Origin of the sequence: Agrobacterium salinitolerans (genome assembly GCF_027498475.1) — a bacterium.
GTDB lineage: Bacteria > Pseudomonadota > Alphaproteobacteria > Rhizobiales > Rhizobiaceae > Agrobacterium > Agrobacterium salinitolerans.
The window spans coordinates 436,515-453,685 of sequence record NZ_JAPZLN010000003.1; the positions used below are offsets into that span (position 1 = coordinate 436,515).

The 17,171-nt window shown below is 58.4% G+C and carries 16 protein-coding genes; 8 read left to right on the forward strand and 8 right to left on the reverse strand.

Going from position 1 to position 17,171, the window contains the following annotated elements; translation table 11 throughout:
- Positions 1-142: 142 nt before the first annotated feature.
- From hupB to clpP, 4 genes are all read right to left on the reverse strand, one after another.
- On the reverse strand, positions 143-418 hold the full coding sequence (gene hupB, locus O9X91_RS14100) for a DNA-binding protein HupB (protein ID WP_003496481.1): 276 nt from the start codon (positions 416-418) through the stop codon (positions 143-145).
- 289 nt (positions 419-707) lie between these two features.
- Positions 708-3,125, reverse strand: a complete 2,418-nt coding sequence (gene lon, locus O9X91_RS14105; protein WP_077982456.1) for an endopeptidase La — start codon at positions 3,123-3,125, stop codon at positions 708-710.
- A 410-nt stretch (positions 3,126-3,535) separates the two neighbouring features.
- Positions 3,536-4,813 carry an ATP-dependent Clp protease ATP-binding subunit ClpX gene (gene clpX, locus O9X91_RS14110; RefSeq protein WP_063951205.1) on the reverse strand — a complete coding sequence of 426 codons (1,278 nt, stop codon included), beginning with the start codon at positions 4,811-4,813 and terminating at the stop codon, positions 3,536-3,538.
- A 290-nt stretch (positions 4,814-5,103) separates the two neighbouring features.
- Entirely contained in the window at positions 5,104-5,736 is a 633-nt protein-coding gene (gene clpP / locus O9X91_RS14115) for an ATP-dependent Clp endopeptidase proteolytic subunit ClpP (RefSeq protein ID WP_004441299.1), read from the reverse strand.
- A 452-nt stretch (positions 5,737-6,188) separates the two neighbouring features.
- Here clpP and O9X91_RS14120 point away from each other — a divergent pair, with 452 nt between their 5' ends.
- Positions 6,189-7,436, forward strand: a complete 1,248-nt coding sequence (locus tag O9X91_RS14120; protein WP_269833225.1) for a GGDEF domain-containing protein — start codon at positions 6,189-6,191, stop codon at positions 7,434-7,436.
- Positions 7,437-7,518: 82 nt separating this feature from the next.
- Positions 7,519-8,772, forward strand: coding sequence for a cytochrome P450 (locus O9X91_RS14125; RefSeq protein ID WP_162520440.1), 1,254 nt, complete (start codon positions 7,519-7,521; stop codon positions 8,770-8,772).
- Positions 8,773-8,795: 23 nt separating this feature from the next.
- On the opposite strand, the gene O9X91_RS14130 is transcribed toward O9X91_RS14125, so the two are convergent.
- Positions 8,796-9,566 carry an SDR family NAD(P)-dependent oxidoreductase gene (locus tag O9X91_RS14130; protein ID WP_162520439.1) on the reverse strand — a complete coding sequence of 257 codons (771 nt, stop codon included), beginning with the start codon at positions 9,564-9,566 and terminating at the stop codon, positions 8,796-8,798.
- An 89-nt stretch (positions 9,567-9,655) separates the two neighbouring features.
- Between O9X91_RS14130 and O9X91_RS14135 the strand changes: the two genes are divergently transcribed.
- Positions 9,656-9,970: an ArsR/SmtB family transcription factor gene (locus tag O9X91_RS14135; protein ID WP_080790894.1), complete on the forward strand. Its 315-nt coding sequence runs from the start codon at positions 9,656-9,658 to the stop codon at positions 9,968-9,970.
- A gap of 23 nt (positions 9,971-9,993) precedes the next feature.
- Here the strand turns inward: O9X91_RS14135 and O9X91_RS14140 are convergent, their stop codons facing one another.
- From O9X91_RS14140 to O9X91_RS14150, 3 genes are all read right to left on the reverse strand, one after another.
- Positions 9,994-10,338 (reverse strand): cupin domain-containing protein, encoded by a 345-nt coding sequence (locus O9X91_RS14140; RefSeq protein ID WP_142912607.1) that lies wholly within the window; start codon positions 10,336-10,338, stop codon positions 9,994-9,996.
- 12 nt (positions 10,339-10,350) lie between these two features.
- Positions 10,351-11,634 carry an O-acetylhomoserine aminocarboxypropyltransferase gene (locus O9X91_RS14145; RefSeq protein ID WP_142912606.1) on the reverse strand — a complete coding sequence of 428 codons (1,284 nt, stop codon included), beginning with the start codon at positions 11,632-11,634 and terminating at the stop codon, positions 10,351-10,353.
- Between the two features lie 73 nt (positions 11,635-11,707).
- On the reverse strand, positions 11,708-12,142 hold the full coding sequence (locus tag O9X91_RS14150; protein ID WP_077982460.1) for a CoA-binding protein: 435 nt from the start codon (positions 12,140-12,142) through the stop codon (positions 11,708-11,710).
- Between the two features lie 905 nt (positions 12,143-13,047).
- On the opposite strand from O9X91_RS14150, the gene O9X91_RS14155 reads away from it, so the two are divergent.
- The 5 genes from O9X91_RS14155 (at position 13,048) to argC (ending at position 17,161) form a co-directional block, all read left to right on the forward strand.
- On the forward strand, positions 13,048-13,884 hold the full coding sequence (locus O9X91_RS14155) for an EamA family transporter (RefSeq protein ID WP_142912605.1): 837 nt from the start codon (positions 13,048-13,050) through the stop codon (positions 13,882-13,884).
- Between the two features lie 252 nt (positions 13,885-14,136).
- Positions 14,137-14,601: a 50S ribosomal protein L13 gene (rplM, locus tag O9X91_RS14160; protein WP_077982462.1), complete on the forward strand. Its 465-nt coding sequence runs from the start codon at positions 14,137-14,139 to the stop codon at positions 14,599-14,601.
- Between the two features lie 2 nt (positions 14,602-14,603).
- On the forward strand, positions 14,604-15,071 hold the full coding sequence (gene rpsI, locus O9X91_RS14165) for a 30S ribosomal protein S9 (protein ID WP_003521540.1): 468 nt from the start codon (positions 14,604-14,606) through the stop codon (positions 15,069-15,071).
- 133 nt (positions 15,072-15,204) lie between these two features.
- Entirely contained in the window at positions 15,205-16,158 is a 954-nt protein-coding gene (gene speB / locus O9X91_RS14170; RefSeq protein ID WP_142912604.1) for an agmatinase, read from the forward strand.
- Between the two features lie 70 nt (positions 16,159-16,228).
- The gene (argC, locus tag O9X91_RS14175; protein ID WP_142912603.1) at positions 16,229-17,161 is read left to right on the forward strand and encodes an N-acetyl-gamma-glutamyl-phosphate reductase; all 933 of its coding nucleotides are present in this window, start codon (positions 16,229-16,231) and stop codon (positions 17,159-17,161) included.
- Positions 17,162-17,171: the final 10 nt, after the last annotated feature.

Below are 17,171 nucleotides of genomic sequence, written 5' to 3' on the forward strand. Positions count from 1 at the left end.
TCGCGTTTATGCGCACATTCCGCGTTTCGAAACACCACCCGCTTTAGCGTCGATGTGACGGCGTCAGGGCATCAAAACATGTTTCCTCGTGAACCTGAAAAGCCGCCCGCCCGCCGCCGGGCGTTGCAGCTTTCCGGAAACCTTACGAGTTGACGGCGTCCTTCAGGCCCTTGCCTGCGGAAAACTTCGGTACGTTGCGAGCCGGGATATCGACTTCAGCACCCGTGGAAGGGTTACGACCCTTGGAGGCTTCACGACGGCTAACGGAGAAGCTGCCGAAGCCAGCGAGACGGATGTCGCCACCGCTCTTCAGTTCGTTCTGTACGGTTTCGAATACGGCATCAACAGCGGAAGCAGCATCTGCCTTCGTGAGACCAGCCTTTTCGGCAACAGCAGAGACGAGCTCGTTCTTGTTCATGTTTCCACCCCTTTCAATGGTTTGAAACGACTAAAATTAAGCCGGCGCAGAATACATTCGCATCCGCGCCCAGCAACTCAAAAGCGCTGGAATCGCCTGAAAAACAAGGGGTCTGGAGTTTTTTTCACAAAAAAGGCCGACATTTCTGCCGGCCTTCCACATATTCGTGCCAATTTGGCATCAGTTGCGCAGAGCTGAGCACCGCGCACGCACTCCGACACCTAACGCATTGATTCTATGCGCTGCCCGCCGCGAAAGGCGATTCCCGCCTTCGCGACGATGCGCATCATCAATGCGCGATGGTCTGGTTGCCGTCATCAACACCTTCGACGGTTGCGATCACCGGCGTCTCGATGCTGCCGTCCCACTCGATGGGCTCCGGCTGGCGGATAAGGGCGTGCTTGATAACCTCGCCCATGCGCGACACCGGAATGATTTCCATCTCGTTCTTCACGTTGTCCGGAATCTCCGCCAGGTCCTTGGCGTTTTCTTCCGGGATCAGCACCTTCTTGATGCCGCCGCGCAGAGCCGCAAGCAGCTTTTCCTTCAGGCCGCCGATCGGCAACACGCGACCACGAAGCGTGATCTCGCCCGTCATCGCCACATCCTTCGAGACCGGAATACCGGTCATGATGGAGACGATGGCGGTTGCCATGGCAACACCGGCAGACGGTCCGTCCTTCGGAGTTGCGCCTTCTGGAACGTGAACGTGGATGTCACTCTTGTCGAAACGCGGCGGTTCGATGCCGAAATCCACGGCGCGCGAACGGACGTAAGAGGCCGCCGCCGAAATGGATTCCTTCATCACTTCCTTGAGGTTGCCAGTAACCGTCATGCGGCCCTTGCCCGGCATCATCACGCCTTCGATGGTGAGCAACTCACCGCCGACTTCCGTCCAGGCTAGACCGGTGACGACACCGACCTGATCCTCGCGCTCGGCTTCGCCATGGCGGAACCGCGGCACGCCCAGATAGTCGGGAACGTTTGCAGCGGTGACTTCCACGGACTTGACCTTGCCCTTGATGATCTCGGTGACAGCCTTGCGCGCCAGCTTCATCAGCTCGCGTTCGAAGCTGCGCACGCCCGCTTCGCGGGTGTACTGCTGGATGACGACCATCAGGGCATCATCGGTGACCGAGAACTCTTCTGGACGCAGGGCATGCTCCTTGATCGCCTTGGGCAACAGGTGACGCTTTGCGATTTCGCGCTTTTCGTCTTCCGTGTAACCGGCGATGCGGATCACTTCCATGCGGTCCATCAGCGGGCCGGGAATGTTCAACGTGTTGGCCGTGGTCACGAACATCACGTCGGACAGGTCGTATTCCACTTCAAGGTAGTGGTCCATGAAGGTGGAGTTCTGTTCCGGATCGAGAACCTCCAGCAGTGCCGACGACGGATCGCCACGGAAATCCATGCCCATCTTGTCGATTTCGTCGAGCAGGAAGAGCGGGTTCGCCTTCTTGGCCTTCTTCATCGACTGGACGATCTTGCCGGGCATGGAGCCGATATAGGTACGGCGGTGACCGCGGATTTCCGCTTCGTCACGAACGCCGCCCAGCGCCATGCGGACATACTCGCGGCCGGTCGCCTTGGCGATCGACTTGGCAAGCGAGGTCTTGCCGACGCCGGGAGGACCGACGAGGCACAGGATAGGACCGCGGATTTTGGAAGCACGGGCCTGTACGGCCAGATATTCGACAATGCGCTCCTTGACCTTGTCCAGACCGAAGTGATCCTGATCAAGGATCGTCTCGGCGGCATTGAGGTCGGTCTTGATCTTCGACTTCTTGCCCCAGGGCAGACCCAGCAGCCAGTCCAGATAGTTGCGCACGACTGTGGCTTCCGCCGACATCGGGCTCATCTGGCGAAGCTTCTTCATTTCCGCCTCGGCCTTTTCCTTGGCCTCCTTGGAAAGCTTGGTCTTGGCGATGCGCTCTTCCAGTTCGGCCATTTCGTCACGACCGTCTTCGCCGTCGCCGAGTTCCTTCTGGATCGCCTTCATCTGCTCGTTCAGGTAATATTCGCGCTGGGTCTTTTCCATCTGGCGTTTGACGCGCGAACGGATGCGCTTCTCGACCTGCAGCACGGAAATTTCGCCTTCCATGAAGCCGAGCGCCTTTTCAAGCCGCTGCTTCACGCTGACGGTTTCCAGCATTTCCTGCTTTTCGGTGATCTTGATCGACAGGTGCGAAGCGACCGTATCGGCAAGCTTCGAATAATCGTCGATCTGGCCAGCAGCGCCGACAACCTCGGGCGAAATCTTCTTGTTGAGCTTCACGTAGCTTTCAAATTCGGACACGACCGAACGCGAAAGCGCTTCGATCTCGACCGGATCTTCGGCAGGCTCCTGCAAAGGCGTCGCGGAGGCTTCATAGAAATCCTCGCGGCCAGTGTAATTGTCGATCTGGGCGCGGCCCTTGCCTTCCACCAGCACCTTTACGGTGCCGTCGGGAAGCTTCAGGAGCTGCAGGACATTGGCGACCGTGCCGACCTTATGGATGGCTTCCGGTGCCGGATCGTCGTCGCTGGCGTTGATCTGGGTGACAAGCATGATCTGCTTGTCCGAACCCATGACTTCCTCGAGCGCACGGATGGATTTTTCCCGCCCGACGAACAGGGGAACGATCATATGCGGGAAAACGACAATGTCGCGCAGGGGAAGTACCGGATAGGTACCGCCAGATGCCGCAGACGTGATGTTCGTCATATCATTTCCTTTCCATGGTCCCTTTCGGGACACTTTGCCGGACAGCTTGGGGCATCCGGCGCATTCATTTCTCGAGACTGAAAGTGGAGTTTCGAAACACCGATTTCAAGTCGCCGGAACAGACGGTCCAGCAGAGCGCCAAGACCGTGAAATTCAACAAAACCCAGCGCTGGCTCATACTCCCGACATTCCGGTTATCCTCAAGGGCCAGGAACCGGGTCGCCGACGGAATTCACATTTCCGTCATAACGCGCTGCAAATCAGTTGTAAGACTTTATCAGCAAAGCGCAATCCGCTCCAAACGCAAAATCGGGCTTCGTCAAGTTAGACGCAAGTTTCGTGAGGTCGCTCAAACAGAAAAGGCCCGCACGGATGCGGGCCCTGATCTCTTCCAACATTGCATCAGCCGATCAGGCCGAAACGTTGGTCTTTTCTTCCTGGCGGTCCGCATAAATGTAGAGCGGACGGGCGACACCGCTGACGACCTCGTCGGAAATGACGACCTCGCGCACGCCTTCCAGCGTCGGCAGTTCGAACATGGTGTCCAGCAGGATCTTTTCCATGATCGAGCGCAGGCCGCGGGCACCGGTCTTGCGGGTGATCGCCTTGCGAGCGATTTCGCGCAGCGCGTCCTCGTGGAAGGTCAGCTCGACATCTTCCATCTCGAACAGGCGCTGATACTGCTTGACCAGCGCGTTCTTCGGCTCGGACAGGATCTGGATCAGCGCATCTTCGTCCAGGTCTTCCAGCGTCGCCAGAACGGGCAGACGGCCGATGAATTCCGGAATGAGGCCGAACTTCACCAGATCTTCCGGCTCCAGCTCGCGCAGCACTTCGCCCACACGACGATCGTCTTCCGCCTTGACGGTCGCACCGAAGCCGATCGAGGTCTTTTCGCCTCTGGCCGAGATGATCTTGTCGAGGCCGGCGAATGCGCCGCCGCAGATGAACAGGATATTGGTCGTATCCACCTGCAGGAACTCCTGCTGCGGATGCTTGCGGCCGCCCTGCGGCGGAACGGAAGCGACCGTGCCTTCCATGATCTTCAGAAGCGCCTGCTGAACGCCCTCGCCCGACACGTCGCGCGTGATGGACGGGTTGTCCGACTTGCGGGAAATCTTGTCGACTTCGTCGATATAGACGATGCCGCGCTGGGCGCGCTCGACATTGTAATCCGCAGCCTGCAACAGCTTCAGGATGATGTTTTCCACGTCCTCGCCGACATAACCGGCTTCGGTCAGCGTCGTTGCGTCCGCCATGGTGAAGGGAACGTCGATGATGCGAGCGAGCGTCTGGGCAAGATAGGTCTTGCCGCAACCCGTCGGACCGACGAGCATGATGTTCGACTTCGCCAGCTCGACATCGCCGTTCTTGGAGGCGTGCGCAAGGCGCTTGTAGTGGTTGTGAACGGCCACGGACAGGATTTTCTTCGCCTGCTTCTGGCCGATGACATATTCATCGAGGATCTTGATGATGTCCTGCGGGGTGGGCACACCCTCGCGCGACTTCACCATAGACGTCTTGTTCTCCTCGCGGATGATGTCCATGCACAATTCGACGCATTCATCACAGATGAACACCGTCGGTCCGGCAATGAGTTTCCGGACTTCGTGCTGGCTCTTGCCGCAGAATGAACAATAGAGTGTATTCTTAGAGTCGCCGCCGTTGCTGCCGCTGACTTTGCTCATATCTCTTTCCTTCCAGCACGCCGCAGGTCCGCCAAACGGATCGCGGTCAACTTACCGCCCGCCGATACGGCAGCCCTTGGGGTGCATCGCCGTATCCGCCTCGTTTCCCGGGGTACTAACCGGTATCAGATACATGAGCTGATACCCGGCTGCAACGAATTCCCCATCAAACCTAGCTACGTCATAAAAACTCAACATAGCCTTTATATATACTAATATCGCTTTCTGTTGCGGTTGAAAGCCCCGAAATTACTTTTGCGGCTTCAAACAAACGTCAAAAGCGGCGCGCCTCAATTCGCGACGGCGCCTTCGATTTCCTGGCGCGAGGTCAGGATCTTGTCGATCACGCCCCAGTCCTTCGCCTCGTCTGCATCCATGAAATGGTCGCGATCAAGGGTTTTTTCAACCTCTTCGAGCGTACGGCCGGTGTGCTTCACGTAGACTTCATTGAGACGGCGCTTCATCTTGATGATGTCGCGGGCGTGGCGCTCGATGTCCGATGCCTGCCCCTGGAAACCGCCGGAAGGCTGGTGAACCATGATGCGGGCGTTCGGGGTCGCAAAGCGCATTCCCTTTTCACCGGCGGCGAGAAGCAGCGAGCCCATGGACGCGGCCTGGCCGACGCAGAGCGTCGAGACCGCAGGGCGAATGAACTGCATCGTGTCGTAGATCGCCATACCGGCGGTCACGACGCCACCCGGCGAGTTGATGTAGAGCGCAATTTCCTTCTTGGGGTTTTCAGCCTCGAGGAAAAGCAGCTGCGCGCAGACGAGCGACGCCATCTGGTCCTCCACCGGGCCGGTGAGGAAAATGATGCGTTCCTTGAGAAGACGGGAAAATATGTCGTAGGAGCGTTCGCCGCGATTGGTCTGCTCAACGACCATCGGCACCAGAGCCATGGCGGTATCAACTGGATTTTTCATGTCCGTCCTTTGTCAAACTCTGCCCTTCGCGGAAAGCCGCTCCGGAATCACTTCTAACCTTCATACTCCCTACATAGAGTGTCCCTGCCCCGTACTTCAAGACACGAAGCCGCATATCCTTAACGGCTCAACAGCGTTTGCAGGCCTTTCAGGCCGAGGTTGACAGGGCTTTCGGACCGGGCGGCGCCAGCCGGGCCTCTTTCCCACGCTGCCACCATTTTTTTACTATGGCGCGCGACCACGGCAAAAATCGCCCGCCATGCACAGATATAACTTCTCACCGGCAAGAACTCGTTAGTATTTGCTGCCGATACTGGCCAGCGAATTTCCGGTTCCCGTTGGGGAATGGGCCCATCCGGGCGAAATGGCAGCTCAACAATTCCAGCGGGCATAACGCACCTCGTGCGGAAGGGCCCGCTTTTACCGCATTATGGCGCAGATAGGATTTTGCAATGCTGGATGCAAAGACGAGCACGCTACTGTGGGCGGCGGAGACGCTCACCCTTGCCGTGCTTTTGGGAACGCTGTGGCTGCACCGCCCTTCCCGCCGGCATAATCTCTATTTCGCGGCCGGTTTCCTCGCCACGGGCATCGGCACGGTAATGGTGGCGCTTCGTGGGGATATTTCCAGTTTTTTGTCCATCCAGGTCGGCAATACGCTCGCACTTTCCGCCTTCGGGTTCTGGCTTGCCGGCCTGCTGTGTTTCGAGCAGCGGAAAATCGGCGGCTGGGTCGCCATTCCGGCTCTGCTGTGGATCGCGGGAATGTTCCTGCCGCCCGTGCGTGAAAATATGGTGCCCCGCATCCTGCTCTATCACGCCAGTGCCGCCACCGGTTATTTCATGCTCGCCGGCGTCCTTCTAGCCAGCAAGGCGCGCGCCTCACGCAGCCGCCGGGTTTTAGCCGCAATTCTGATCCTGCAGGCTTTTGCCGGGGCGTTTGTCGCATCCATCGTCATACCGGCCAATGCCGCGGCCCCCAACGCTATTCCTCTGACATCGGCGCTCGCCTTTTCCGGCATGCTCGGCTTCACGGCCATCATCATGATCAGCGCCAAGATCATCATGGAAGACACAGAAACGCGCCTTCACCGGCTCGCCATGACCGATCATCTGACCGGCATTCTTAACCGTCGCGGCCTGCTGGAGGAGTTTGAGCGCATCAAGAAGAGGTCGCCGGCCTCCAGCCGTTACGTGGCGCTGGTGCTGTTCGATATCGACCATTTCAAGAAGATAAACGACAGATACGGCCACCAGTCCGGCGATGCGGTCCTCGTGCATTTCTGTAATATCGCACAGCGTACGATCGGCGATCGCGGGCTTTTCGTCAGGATGGGCGGCGAAGAATTCGCCCTGGTTGCCGAAGTGGAAAGCTCTTCCAGCACCGCGGCGCTTGCGGAAGCCATCCGCAGCAATCTGCGCCTTTCGAAGATCAGTTCGCGCGGTGAAGGTATCGAGGTGACCACCAGCGTCGGCATATCGGAAGCCATGATCAAGGATGCCGACCTGAATACGATGATGACAGAAGCCGACCGCGCGCTTTATGCCGCCAAGAAGGCCGGGCGCAACCGGACCGTCATCCATGTCAATTCGGCCAATGTCGTCGTGCCAGCTTCGGACCGCGACGAAAATCCGATGGACAACAATGCCGACCGCCAGGTGGCGGCGCTGAACCGGATATCTGCCATCGCCGGCCGGTGATGATGTAACCATTCAGTGACATGCGTAGAGTTATCGCAATGGATTTGTCTCCCTTCCCAAAGCGCCGCGCGCGGAATAGACCATGGGCATGACAGCGACATTTCCCTTTCTCAAAATCGACCACGCCACCCGCCGCATCTCCCTTGATGCCCGCGACCCGGCCTTCTACAACGATCCGAACCCGGTTTATGCGGCCCTGCACGCGCAATGTCCCACTTTCTACTGGGAAGAGCAGCGGCAATGGTTCTTCACCGGTTACGACCATGTCAGCGCCCTTCTGCGCGACCGCCGCTTCGGACGGCAGATACTGCATGTGGCTAGCCGCGAGGAAATCGGCCTGCCGCAGCCGCTGGAACATGTGAAGCATTTCGACGCCGCCGAGCAGCATTCGCTTCTGGAACTCGAGCCGCCAGAGCACACACGGCTGCGCACGCTCATCAACCGCGCCTTCGTTTCGCGGCATGTCGACAAGATGAAGCCGGAAATCGAGGACCTTGCCAACCGCCTGATCGACGCCTTCGAAGCGAATGGAGAGACGGAGCTGCTCTCCTCTTATGCCGACATCATTCCGGTGACGATGATTGCCCGCATGATCGGCATTCCCGAGGAGATGGGGCCACAGCTTCTGAAATGGTCGCATGCCTATGTCGGCATGTACATGTTCAAGCGCACGCCCGAAGACGAGCTTCTGGCCGACAAGGCGGCGCAGGAATTTTCAGACTATGTGCGCAGCGTGATCGCCGAGCGGCGGGCAGAGCCCAGGGACGATCTGCTGAGCCACATGATCCACACGGAGCACAAGGGCCAGTACCTGACCGACGACGAGCTGGTCTCCACCACCATCGTGTTATTGAACGCCGGTCATGAGGCGACGGTGCACCAGATCGGCAATTCCGTGCGCATCATTCTGGAGAGCGGCCTCAATCCCGAAACCCTCTTCCATGACGAGACGGCCACGGAACGCACGGTCGAGGAAACGCTGCGCATCTGCGCGCCGGTCCACATCTTCCAGCGTTGGGTTCTCGAACCGGTCGAGATTGATGGCGTGCAGTTCAAGCGTGGCGACAAGGTCAGCCTCATCCTAGCCGCCGCCAACCTCGATCCGGCGAAATTTTCCGATCCTCTGGCCTTCCAGCCGGATCGGAACGAGGGCGCCAACGTCTCCTTCGGCGCCGGCATCCATTTCTGCATCGGCGCACCGCTTGCAAGACTGGAGCTCAATCTCGCCCTGCCCCTGCTTTTCAAACGTCTGCCGGGCCTGAAGATCGCCGAGCCGCCCAAGGTGAAGGACGTCTATCATTTCCATGGTCTGGAGCGGCTCGATCTCAGCTGGTAGATCGGGGTAACGAAGCTTCGCCCCTATATCTGCGCCAGTCCACCGTCGACGGAAAGTTCCACGCCGGTAATATAGCTAGCCTTGGAAGACGCCAGAAACAGCACGGCCTCGGCGATTTCGTCGGGGTCGGCCATTCGGCCGATCGGTGCCGCATCCTTCAGATAGGCCTTGAAACCGGCGATCTTTTCATCGTCCATCTTCAGTCCATTTTCCATGATCGGCGTGCGGGTGACACCTGGGCTGACCGTATTGACACGGATTCCGCGCCCCTTCAGGTCATTGGCAAAGCTGCGGGCGAATGACCGAACCGCCGCTTTCGAGGCATTGTAAGCGCTGAGCCTTTCCATGCCCTTGTTGCCGACGATCGACCCCGTCAATACGATCGAGCCGCCATCGCGCAGCACGGGCAACAGGGTCTGCACCGTGTAGAATACGCCCTTCACGTTGATATCGAAAATCCGGTCGTAAAGTGCCTCGTGGGTCTCGCCAAGATCATTATTCTCCGCAATGCCGGCGTTGGCGACCAGTATGTCCACTTTCCGCCCGTCTGCTTCTATGCGGCTCTTGAGCTGTTCCAGGTCCGAGAGCTTCGCGACGTCTGAAACGAAGCCGATTGCCCCCTTCCCGAGTTTGGCGATGGCGGCATCGAGATTGGCCGAATTGCGGCCCGTCACATAGACCGCAGACGCTCCACCTTCCAGAAACAATTTGGCGACTGAAAAGCCTATGCCGGTCGATCCGCCCGTGACGACGACCACTTGCCCGTTGAATATTCCAGACATTAAAAACTCCATAAATATCTAAACTTCCGAATAACCGTAATTCGGTATTTCGGTTTTATTGAAATATTGAAGCCTGTCAATCCATATGCTAGAGCCGACCCATGGTTCAGTTTTTTCATCCCGCTCGCGAGGACATATCGCTCACAGCCGTGCTGGCCGCCCTCGGCGAACCTGCACGCATGGGCATCATCCGCAAACTATGGGGGTCCGAGGCCGGGCAAAATTGTGGCGCGGCAGCGCCCTGCCAGGATATGCCGCGCTCAACCCTTTCCAGCCATATGCGAATCCTGCGTGAGGCCGGATTGATCCGCACCCATAAACACGGCGTCGAAAATATCAGCGTCGTCCGTCTCGAGGATTTGGAAGCCCGCTTTCCCGGGCTCCTTCCATCGATTCTCAAATTCGATGAGCAATAGCAGCTTTAAACCGTCACCCTGCCTCACAGCCGGATGACGTAATCCTTCCGCGTGGTTTCCACGACCTCCCAGGTGCCAGTGAAGCCCGGGCGCAGGACAATCCTGTCACCCGGCCTCAGATCGCGCGGTGTGCCGCCGTCTTCGGTCAGGATGGAATGGCCTTCGAGAATGCTGAAATATTCCCATTCATCATAGACCACCCGCCATTTGCCCGGCGTAGACTGCCAGATGCCGGCATAGATGCCGCCGGGAGCCTCTTCGAGATTCCATGTCGTGAATTTGGGATCACCTGATATCAGTCTTTCCGGCGCGGGCGCGCCGTGCTCCACCTCAACGGCGCTGCTTTTAAAAGACACAAGATTTGTCATCGCGGCAGGTCCTCAGATTTTTTCAAAGGACTGTTCGAGATCGGCGATGATGTCCTTGACGTCCTCAATGCCGATCGACAAGCGCACCACATCCGGCCCGGCGCCGGCGGCCGTTTGCTGTTCCGGCGTCAACTGCGCATGAGTGGTGGAGGCCGGGTGGATGACGAGCGAGCGTGTATCGCCGATATTGGCGAGATGCGAAAAAAGCTGCAGCCCTTCCACCAACGCCTTGCCGGCGGCATAACCGCCCTTGACGCCGAAAGTGAAGACGGAGCCCGCCCCCTTCGGCGAATAATGCTGTTGGATGGCATGGTTGTCGCTGTCCTCCAGGCCCGCATAATGCACCCAGCCGACTTTGGGATGTGCCTTCAGCCATTTCGCGACGGCGAGCGCATTGTCGGAATGGCGCTGAACGCGCAGCGGCAGCGTCTCTATGCCAGTCAGGATCAGGAAGGCGTTGAAGGGTGAGATTGCCGGGCCGAGATCCCGCAAGCCCAGCACACGGCAGGCGATGGCGAAGGCGAAATTGCCGAAGGTCTGGTGCAGAACGACACCGGAATATTCGGGTCGCGGCTGCGACAGCGCCGGAAATCTATCGGTCGCCGACCAGTCGAAGGTGCCTCCATCGACAATGATGCCACCCATGGAATTGCCGTGTCCGCCAAGGAATTTCGTCAGCGAATGCAGCACGATGTCAGCGCCGTGCTCCAGCGGGCGCAGCAGATAGGGGCTCGCCATGGTGTTGTCGACGATGAGCGGCAGGCCGTGGCGATGGGCGACATCGGCGATTGCGGCGACATCCACGAAAGTACCGCCCGGATTGGCGAGGCTTTCGATGAAGACGGCACGGGTACGATCATCGATCTGCGCCTCGAAGCTTGCCGGATCTGCGGCATCTGCCCAGCGCACCTGCCAGTCGAAACCCTTGAAGGCGTGGCCGAACTGGTTAATCGAGCCGCCATAAAGCTGGCGGGCCGCGACGAAATTATCGCCGGATTGCATGAGCGTATGGAACACCAGCAATTGCGCTGCGTGGCCGGAAGCGACGGCGAGCGCCGCCGTGCCGCCTTCGAGTGCGGCCACGCGCTCCTCCAGAACCGCCTGGGTGGGGTTCATGATACGGGTGTAGATGTTGCCGAACTCTTTTAATCCGAACAAAGCGGCGGCGTGATCGGCATCACGGAAGGCATAGGCCGTCGTCTGATAAATCGGCGTCGCGCGCGCGCCGGTGGTCGGATCAGGCTGCGCGCCTGCGTGAACGGCCAGCGTCGAAAAACCGGGATTGTTGCTCGGCATGATGTTTCCTCCATTGGAATTTTGGAGGGATCATAATGCCTTGGCGGCAAATGATAAGTGCAATCCGTACCAACTATCGCGCAATATTGAGACGCGGATACTCAATTGCGGGGCAACGGTCCATCACCACGTCCATGCCATAGGCTTCCGCCTTGGCGGCGGCATTGTCATCGCGAACGGAGAGCTGGCCCCAGATCACCGAAGGGCGGTCAGGCAGCAATATCGCCTCTTCGACAATGGCCAACAAATATTCCGGCGCCCGGAAAACGTCGATCATGTCCACCGGCTCGGGAATATCGGCGAGTTTGGCATAGACCTTCTGCCCCAATATCTCCTTGCCCGCCTGGCCAGGATTGACCGGAAACACGCGATACCCCTTGGACAGCAGAAAGCGCATCACGCCGTGGCTGGGCCTGTCGGGATTGGGAGAAGCACCCAGCAGGGCGATGGTTTTGACGTCAGTCAGAATTTTTCTGAGGTACTCGGGTTCATAACTATCATGCTGCATGTCAACTTATCCCTTCTGGAGCATCGCATGGTTTGAAGAATACCAATGCAGGTGCGCCATTTAAAAGCGCCCGAGCATGGCGTCTCATGCATAATTCCACCGACGCATTCCTGACGCTGCCGGTTGCGCCCGTCCTTTCCATCTAGGAAGGTTCTTCGCTTTCTTGAACCCCTGCCGATCTGTTTGACCGCCATTACCGCAGACTCCATGTCGCGAAGAGGCGCTTTTTTCGTTCACGCAAAATGATTTCACCAAACGCCAGAACGCCAGTTTTATTGACTATTCTTGCCCAGTTTTCGAAATGACGCGAATTGTCGCAAATGCGGGCTTAAACAACATTAGCGTGAAATTCATGCGCCCTTCGTCTCCTGTTTGTTTTCATTCCGTTCGCAGGAAAATTAGACATGTCTAATTTTCAAAAAGTTATTCAGTAAATCAATCCTTATACGAACCTGCAACGTTACAGAGCCTGATTCAGGAGGGATTTGAAATTTTTTTTCATGCGCGCTTCCCCCCGATTGATACAGTTAGAGCCCGAGGAGCCGTCGGATATCCATCAGGGTATTTGACAAAACAGGTAGTATTTTAAGCGAAAATTGATCCCGACGCGAAACTAGAAGCTGTGCATGCGACGCTCCTACCTCCATCTGGCGGATGAAATTGTGAGCAGAAGGCCATATCGCCCCGACGCAAAATCATTCCACTGATCCGTGACATGCACAAAGCATAAAGTTTACGCGCGTTGCAGTATCCGCCGCAATCACAGGCTATTTGCGGGCGGCTCCACCGCGCAAAACGTGTACGCGAACAATTGGGAAAGGCTTGCCGGGCGTAGCGAAAATCGATTCCGGTTTTCGAACCGATGCTGTAGGTTGCCCAAGGTAGCCCGCGAGCGAGTCTCTATTGTGACATTTGACATTCTTCTTCTGGTGCTCATGGGCGCGATGCTGCATGCCGGATGGAATGCGCTGGTCAAAGCCGGATCCGACAAATCGCTGGACGCCTCGCTGATCGCGGCGGGCGCTGCGGCCTGTTCGCTGCCGTTTCTGCCTTTCCTGCCATTTCCAGCTCCGGTCGCCATTCCTTTCCTGATCGCTTCGGCCGTTCTGCAATTCGCCTATTTCCGGCTTGTCGCCGCCGCCTATACGATCGGCGACATCGGCCTTGTCTACCCCGTCATGCGCGGCGTGGCGCCCCTGATCGTCGCTGCGACGAGCAGTCTGTTCCTGAGCGAGATTTTGAGCCCGGTGGCGCTTGCCGGCATCGCCGTCATCTCAGTCGGCATCCTGACGCTCGCTTTCGAGGCGCGGCGCGGCGGCGGAAAGGCGATCATGGTCGCCCTGCTCAACGCCTTCGTGATCGGATCCTACACCTTCGTCGACGGTGTCGGCGCAAGGCTTTCCGGCAACGCCATCTCCTATACGCTGTGGATGTCGCTTCTGCCGCCCGTGCTGCTTTTCGGCTTTGCCCTTTACCGGCGCGGTGTGGGCCCGGTCGCAAACCATGCCCGGCGCAACTGGCGGCGCGGACTGATCGGCGGCGGCGGCTCCATTCTCTCTTACGGGCTGGCGCTCTACGCCATGACCAAGGCGCCTGTCGCGGTCGTCGCGGCGCTCCGGGAAACCTCCATTCTCTTTGCACTGGTGATCTCCGTGGTGATCCTGAAGGAACGCGCCAGCGTCTGGCGTTATCTTGCCGGAGGCATCATTGCAGCAGGCGTTCTGGTGATGCGACTGGGGTAAAACGGCCCCGCTTTATGGGGTAAAATAATACCCCATTATCAAGTCATTGTTTTTTATATCTTATTTTTATAGCCTCCAAAATCCGTCATATTGACGCTTTCGTTCGCGCACCGTATAAGCGCGCCAGATCGGATTCCAGCCGGAATTGGGTCATTTGCGGTTGTCTTTCACGGCAACCAAACCAAGCAACAAGAAACGCCCGTATGCTCTTCATGCAAGAGGATGACGGGTCCACGTTAGAAAGTGAAATTCATGTCTACTTTCGTTCAGAAGCCCGCTGAGGTGGAGAAGAAGTGGGTCATCATCGACGCCGAAGGCCTCGTTGTTGGTCGCCTCGCCACCATCGTTGCAACCCGCCTGCGCGGCAAGCACAAGGCTACCTACACCCCCCACGTTGATGATGGCGACAACGTCATCGTTATCAATGCGGAAAAGGTTGCCCTCACCGGCAAGAAGTATTCCGACAAGAAGTACTACTGGCACACCGGTCATCCGGGTGGCATCAAGGAGCGTACGGCTCGCCAGATCATCGAAGGCCGCTTCCCGGAGCGCGTCGTTGAAAAGGCCGTCGAGCGCATGATCCCGCGCGGCCCGCTCGGCCGTCGCCAGATGAAGAACCTGCGCGTTTACGCCGGCTCGAACCATCCGCACGAAGCACAGCAGCCCACCGTTCTCGACGTTGCCGCGCTTAACAAGAAGAACGTAAGGAGCGCCTGATAATGGCCGATCTTTCCTCTCTGAAAGACCTCGCCCCGGCATCGGAAGCTTCGGCTCCCGTGCATGTCCGCAAGGTTGACACCCTCGGCCGCTCCTACGCGACCGGCAAGCGCAAGAACGCCGTAGCCCGCGTATGGGTCAAGGCCGGTTCTGGCAAGATCATCATCAACGGCCGCGATTTCACCACGTATTTCGCCCGTCCGGTTCTGCAGATGATCCTTCAGCAGCCGATCGTCGCCGCTGCCCGCACGGGTCAGTTCGACATCATCGCCACCGTTGCCGGTGGTGGTCTGTCCGGTCAGGCCGGCGCCGTTCGTCACGGTCTGTCCAAGGCCCTCACCTACTTCGAACCGGGCCTGCGCTCCGTTCTGAAGAAGGGTGGCTTCCTGACCCGCGACAGCCGCGTTGTCGAGCGTAAGAAGTACGGTAAGGCCAAGGCCCGCCGTTCGTTCCAGTTCTCCAAGCGCTAATCGCTTCTCAGAACGGTTCGTTCAGAACTTCGAAAGGCGGGGCTTCGGCTCCGCCTTTTTTTTCATAATCGCCTCCCTTGTTTTTTTAGCAGGAAGACAGCAACCTCGGCGCAAAATCGCAATGGGGTGATCAATGCCGTCCAAAACCATCGACCATGCCTTCACCGCAACGACCCTGACATCGGCCGCCACCGACCCGACCCATGCGGGCGTCCTCTCCTTCATGCGGCGCAAATATACCAAGAACCTCAAGGGTGTATCGACGGCCATTTGGGGCATCCCCTTCGATGCGGCCACCTCCAACCGGCCGGGCGCCCGTTTCGGGCCGCAGGCCATCCGCCGCGCCTCGGCGATCTTCGACAATGATCCACAATATCCTTTCGCGCGTGATCTTTTTGCCCAAATGCCGACCATAGATTACGGCGACTGTCTGCTCGATTACGGCAATCACTGGAAGACACCTGATACGATCGAAAAGGAAGCGCGAAAGATCATCTCCAAGACAGATTATCTGCTGACGCTCGGCGGCGATCATTTCATTACTTGGCCGCTTTTGAAGGCGCATGTCGCGAAGCACGGCCCGCTGGCGCTGGTGCAGTTCGACGCACATCAGGACACCTGGTTCGACGACGGCAAGCGCATCGACCACGGCTCCTTCGTGGCGCGCGCCGTGCGCGACGGGCTGATCGACCCCGACCGCTCGATCCAGATCGGTATCCGCACCCATGCGCCCGAGGATTTCGGCATTCGCATTCTCCATGGTTACGAGGTGGAGGAAATGCGGGCAAGCGATATCGCCTCGCTGATCGTCAAGCACACGGCCGGCATGCCCGCTTATCTGACCTTCGATATCGATTGCCTCGATCCCGCATTTGCGCCGGGAACAGGCACGCCAGTCGCTGGCGGGCCGACCAGTGCGAAAACTCTCTCCGTTTTGCGCGGGCTTGGACAGCTCGATATTCGCGGCTCGGACGTGGTGGAGGTCGCGCCCGCCTACGACCATGCGGATATTACCGCCATTGCCGGAGCGACCGTTGCAATGTATATGCTTGCCCTGCGTGCCGAACGGCTGGCGAAAGCTGGCTGACAAAGATAACGGCGCTTGCCAAACTGATTCCGAATACCCTCGCAACACTCTGAAAAGTCAGGACAAGGACATGACAGCGAAGATCTTCATCGATGGCGAACACGGCACCACGGGTCTGCAGATCCGCACGCGCCTTGCCGGTCGCCGCGATATCGAGCTGCTGTCCATACCCGAGGCCGAGCGCCGCAATGCGGCGATGCGCGAGGATATGCTCAACAATGCCGACATTTCGATCCTCTGCCTGCCGGACGATGCTTCCCGGGAAGCGGTCTCGATGGTGGCCGGCAATAACAATGTCCGCATTATCGATACCTCGACCGCCTATCGTGTCCATCAGGACTGGGCCTATGGGTTTGCCGAAATGGATAAGGAACAGGGCGAGAAGGTTCGTTCCGCCCGCCTCGTCGCCAACCCGGGCTGCTATCCGACCGGCGCGATCGCCCTTCTGCGCCCGCTGCGCGCCGCCGGCGTTCTGCCTGACGGTTATCCGGTCAGCGTCAATGCGGTTTCCGGTTACACTGGCGGCGGCAAGCAGATGATTGCCCAGATGGAAGACCAGAGCCGCGATGACGCCATCAGCGCCAATAATTTCCTTTATGGCCTGACGCTCAAGCACAAGCATGTGCCGGAGATGACCATTCATGGTCAGCTCGACCGTGCACCGCTGTTTTCGCCCTCCGTCGGTCGTTTCCCGCAGGGGATGATCGTGCAGGTGCCGCTGTTTGCTGCCGACCTGAAGGAAGGCACGACCATCGAAACTATCCACGCGGCGCTGACCGCCCATTATGCGGGCCAGGACATTGTCAGTGTGGTGCCGCTTGCTGAAAGCAAGGGGCTCTCCCGCATCGATGCGGAGGAACTGGCGGGCAAGGATACGATGAAGCTTTTCGTCTTCGGTACGCCCGGCGGTGAGCATATCAACCTCGTGGCGCTGCTCGACAATCTCGGCAAGGGCGCGTCTGGCGCAGCGGTACAGAACATGGAGCTGATGCTCTCTGCATGAGACTTTTCTC

Coding starts and splice junctions, on each gene's coding strand:
- hupB (WP_003496481.1), bottom strand. CDS start 418: ATGAACAAGAACGAGCTCGTCTCTGCTGTTGCCGAAAAGGCTGGTCTC.
- lon (WP_077982456.1), bottom strand. CDS start 3,125: ATGACGAACATCACGTCTGCGGCATCTGGCGGTACCTATCCGGTACTT.
- clpX (WP_063951205.1), bottom strand. CDS start 4,813: ATGAGCAAAGTCAGCGGCAGCAACGGCGGCGACTCTAAGAATACACTC.
- clpP (WP_004441299.1), bottom strand. CDS start 5,736: ATGAAAAATCCAGTTGATACCGCCATGGCTCTGGTGCCGATGGTCGTT.
- O9X91_RS14120 (WP_269833225.1), top strand. CDS start 6,189: ATGCTGGATGCAAAGACGAGCACGCTACTGTGGGCGGCGGAGACGCTC.
- O9X91_RS14125 (WP_162520440.1), top strand. CDS start 7,519: ATGGGCATGACAGCGACATTTCCCTTTCTCAAAATCGACCACGCCACC.
- O9X91_RS14130 (WP_162520439.1), bottom strand. CDS start 9,566: ATGGAGTTTTTAATGTCTGGAATATTCAACGGGCAAGTGGTCGTCGTC.
- O9X91_RS14135 (WP_080790894.1), top strand. CDS start 9,656: ATGGTTCAGTTTTTTCATCCCGCTCGCGAGGACATATCGCTCACAGCC.
- O9X91_RS14140 (WP_142912607.1), bottom strand. CDS start 10,338: ATGACAAATCTTGTGTCTTTTAAAAGCAGCGCCGTTGAGGTGGAGCAC.
- O9X91_RS14145 (WP_142912606.1), bottom strand. CDS start 11,634: ATGCCGAGCAACAATCCCGGTTTTTCGACGCTGGCCGTTCACGCAGGC.
- O9X91_RS14150 (WP_077982460.1), bottom strand. CDS start 12,142: ATGCAGCATGATAGTTATGAACCCGAGTACCTCAGAAAAATTCTGACT.
- rplM (WP_077982462.1), top strand. CDS start 14,137: ATGTCTACTTTCGTTCAGAAGCCCGCTGAGGTGGAGAAGAAGTGGGTC.
- rpsI (WP_003521540.1), top strand. CDS start 14,604: ATGGCCGATCTTTCCTCTCTGAAAGACCTCGCCCCGGCATCGGAAGCT.
- speB (WP_142912604.1), top strand. CDS start 15,205: ATGCCGTCCAAAACCATCGACCATGCCTTCACCGCAACGACCCTGACA.
- argC (WP_142912603.1), top strand. CDS start 16,229: ATGACAGCGAAGATCTTCATCGATGGCGAACACGGCACCACGGGTCTG.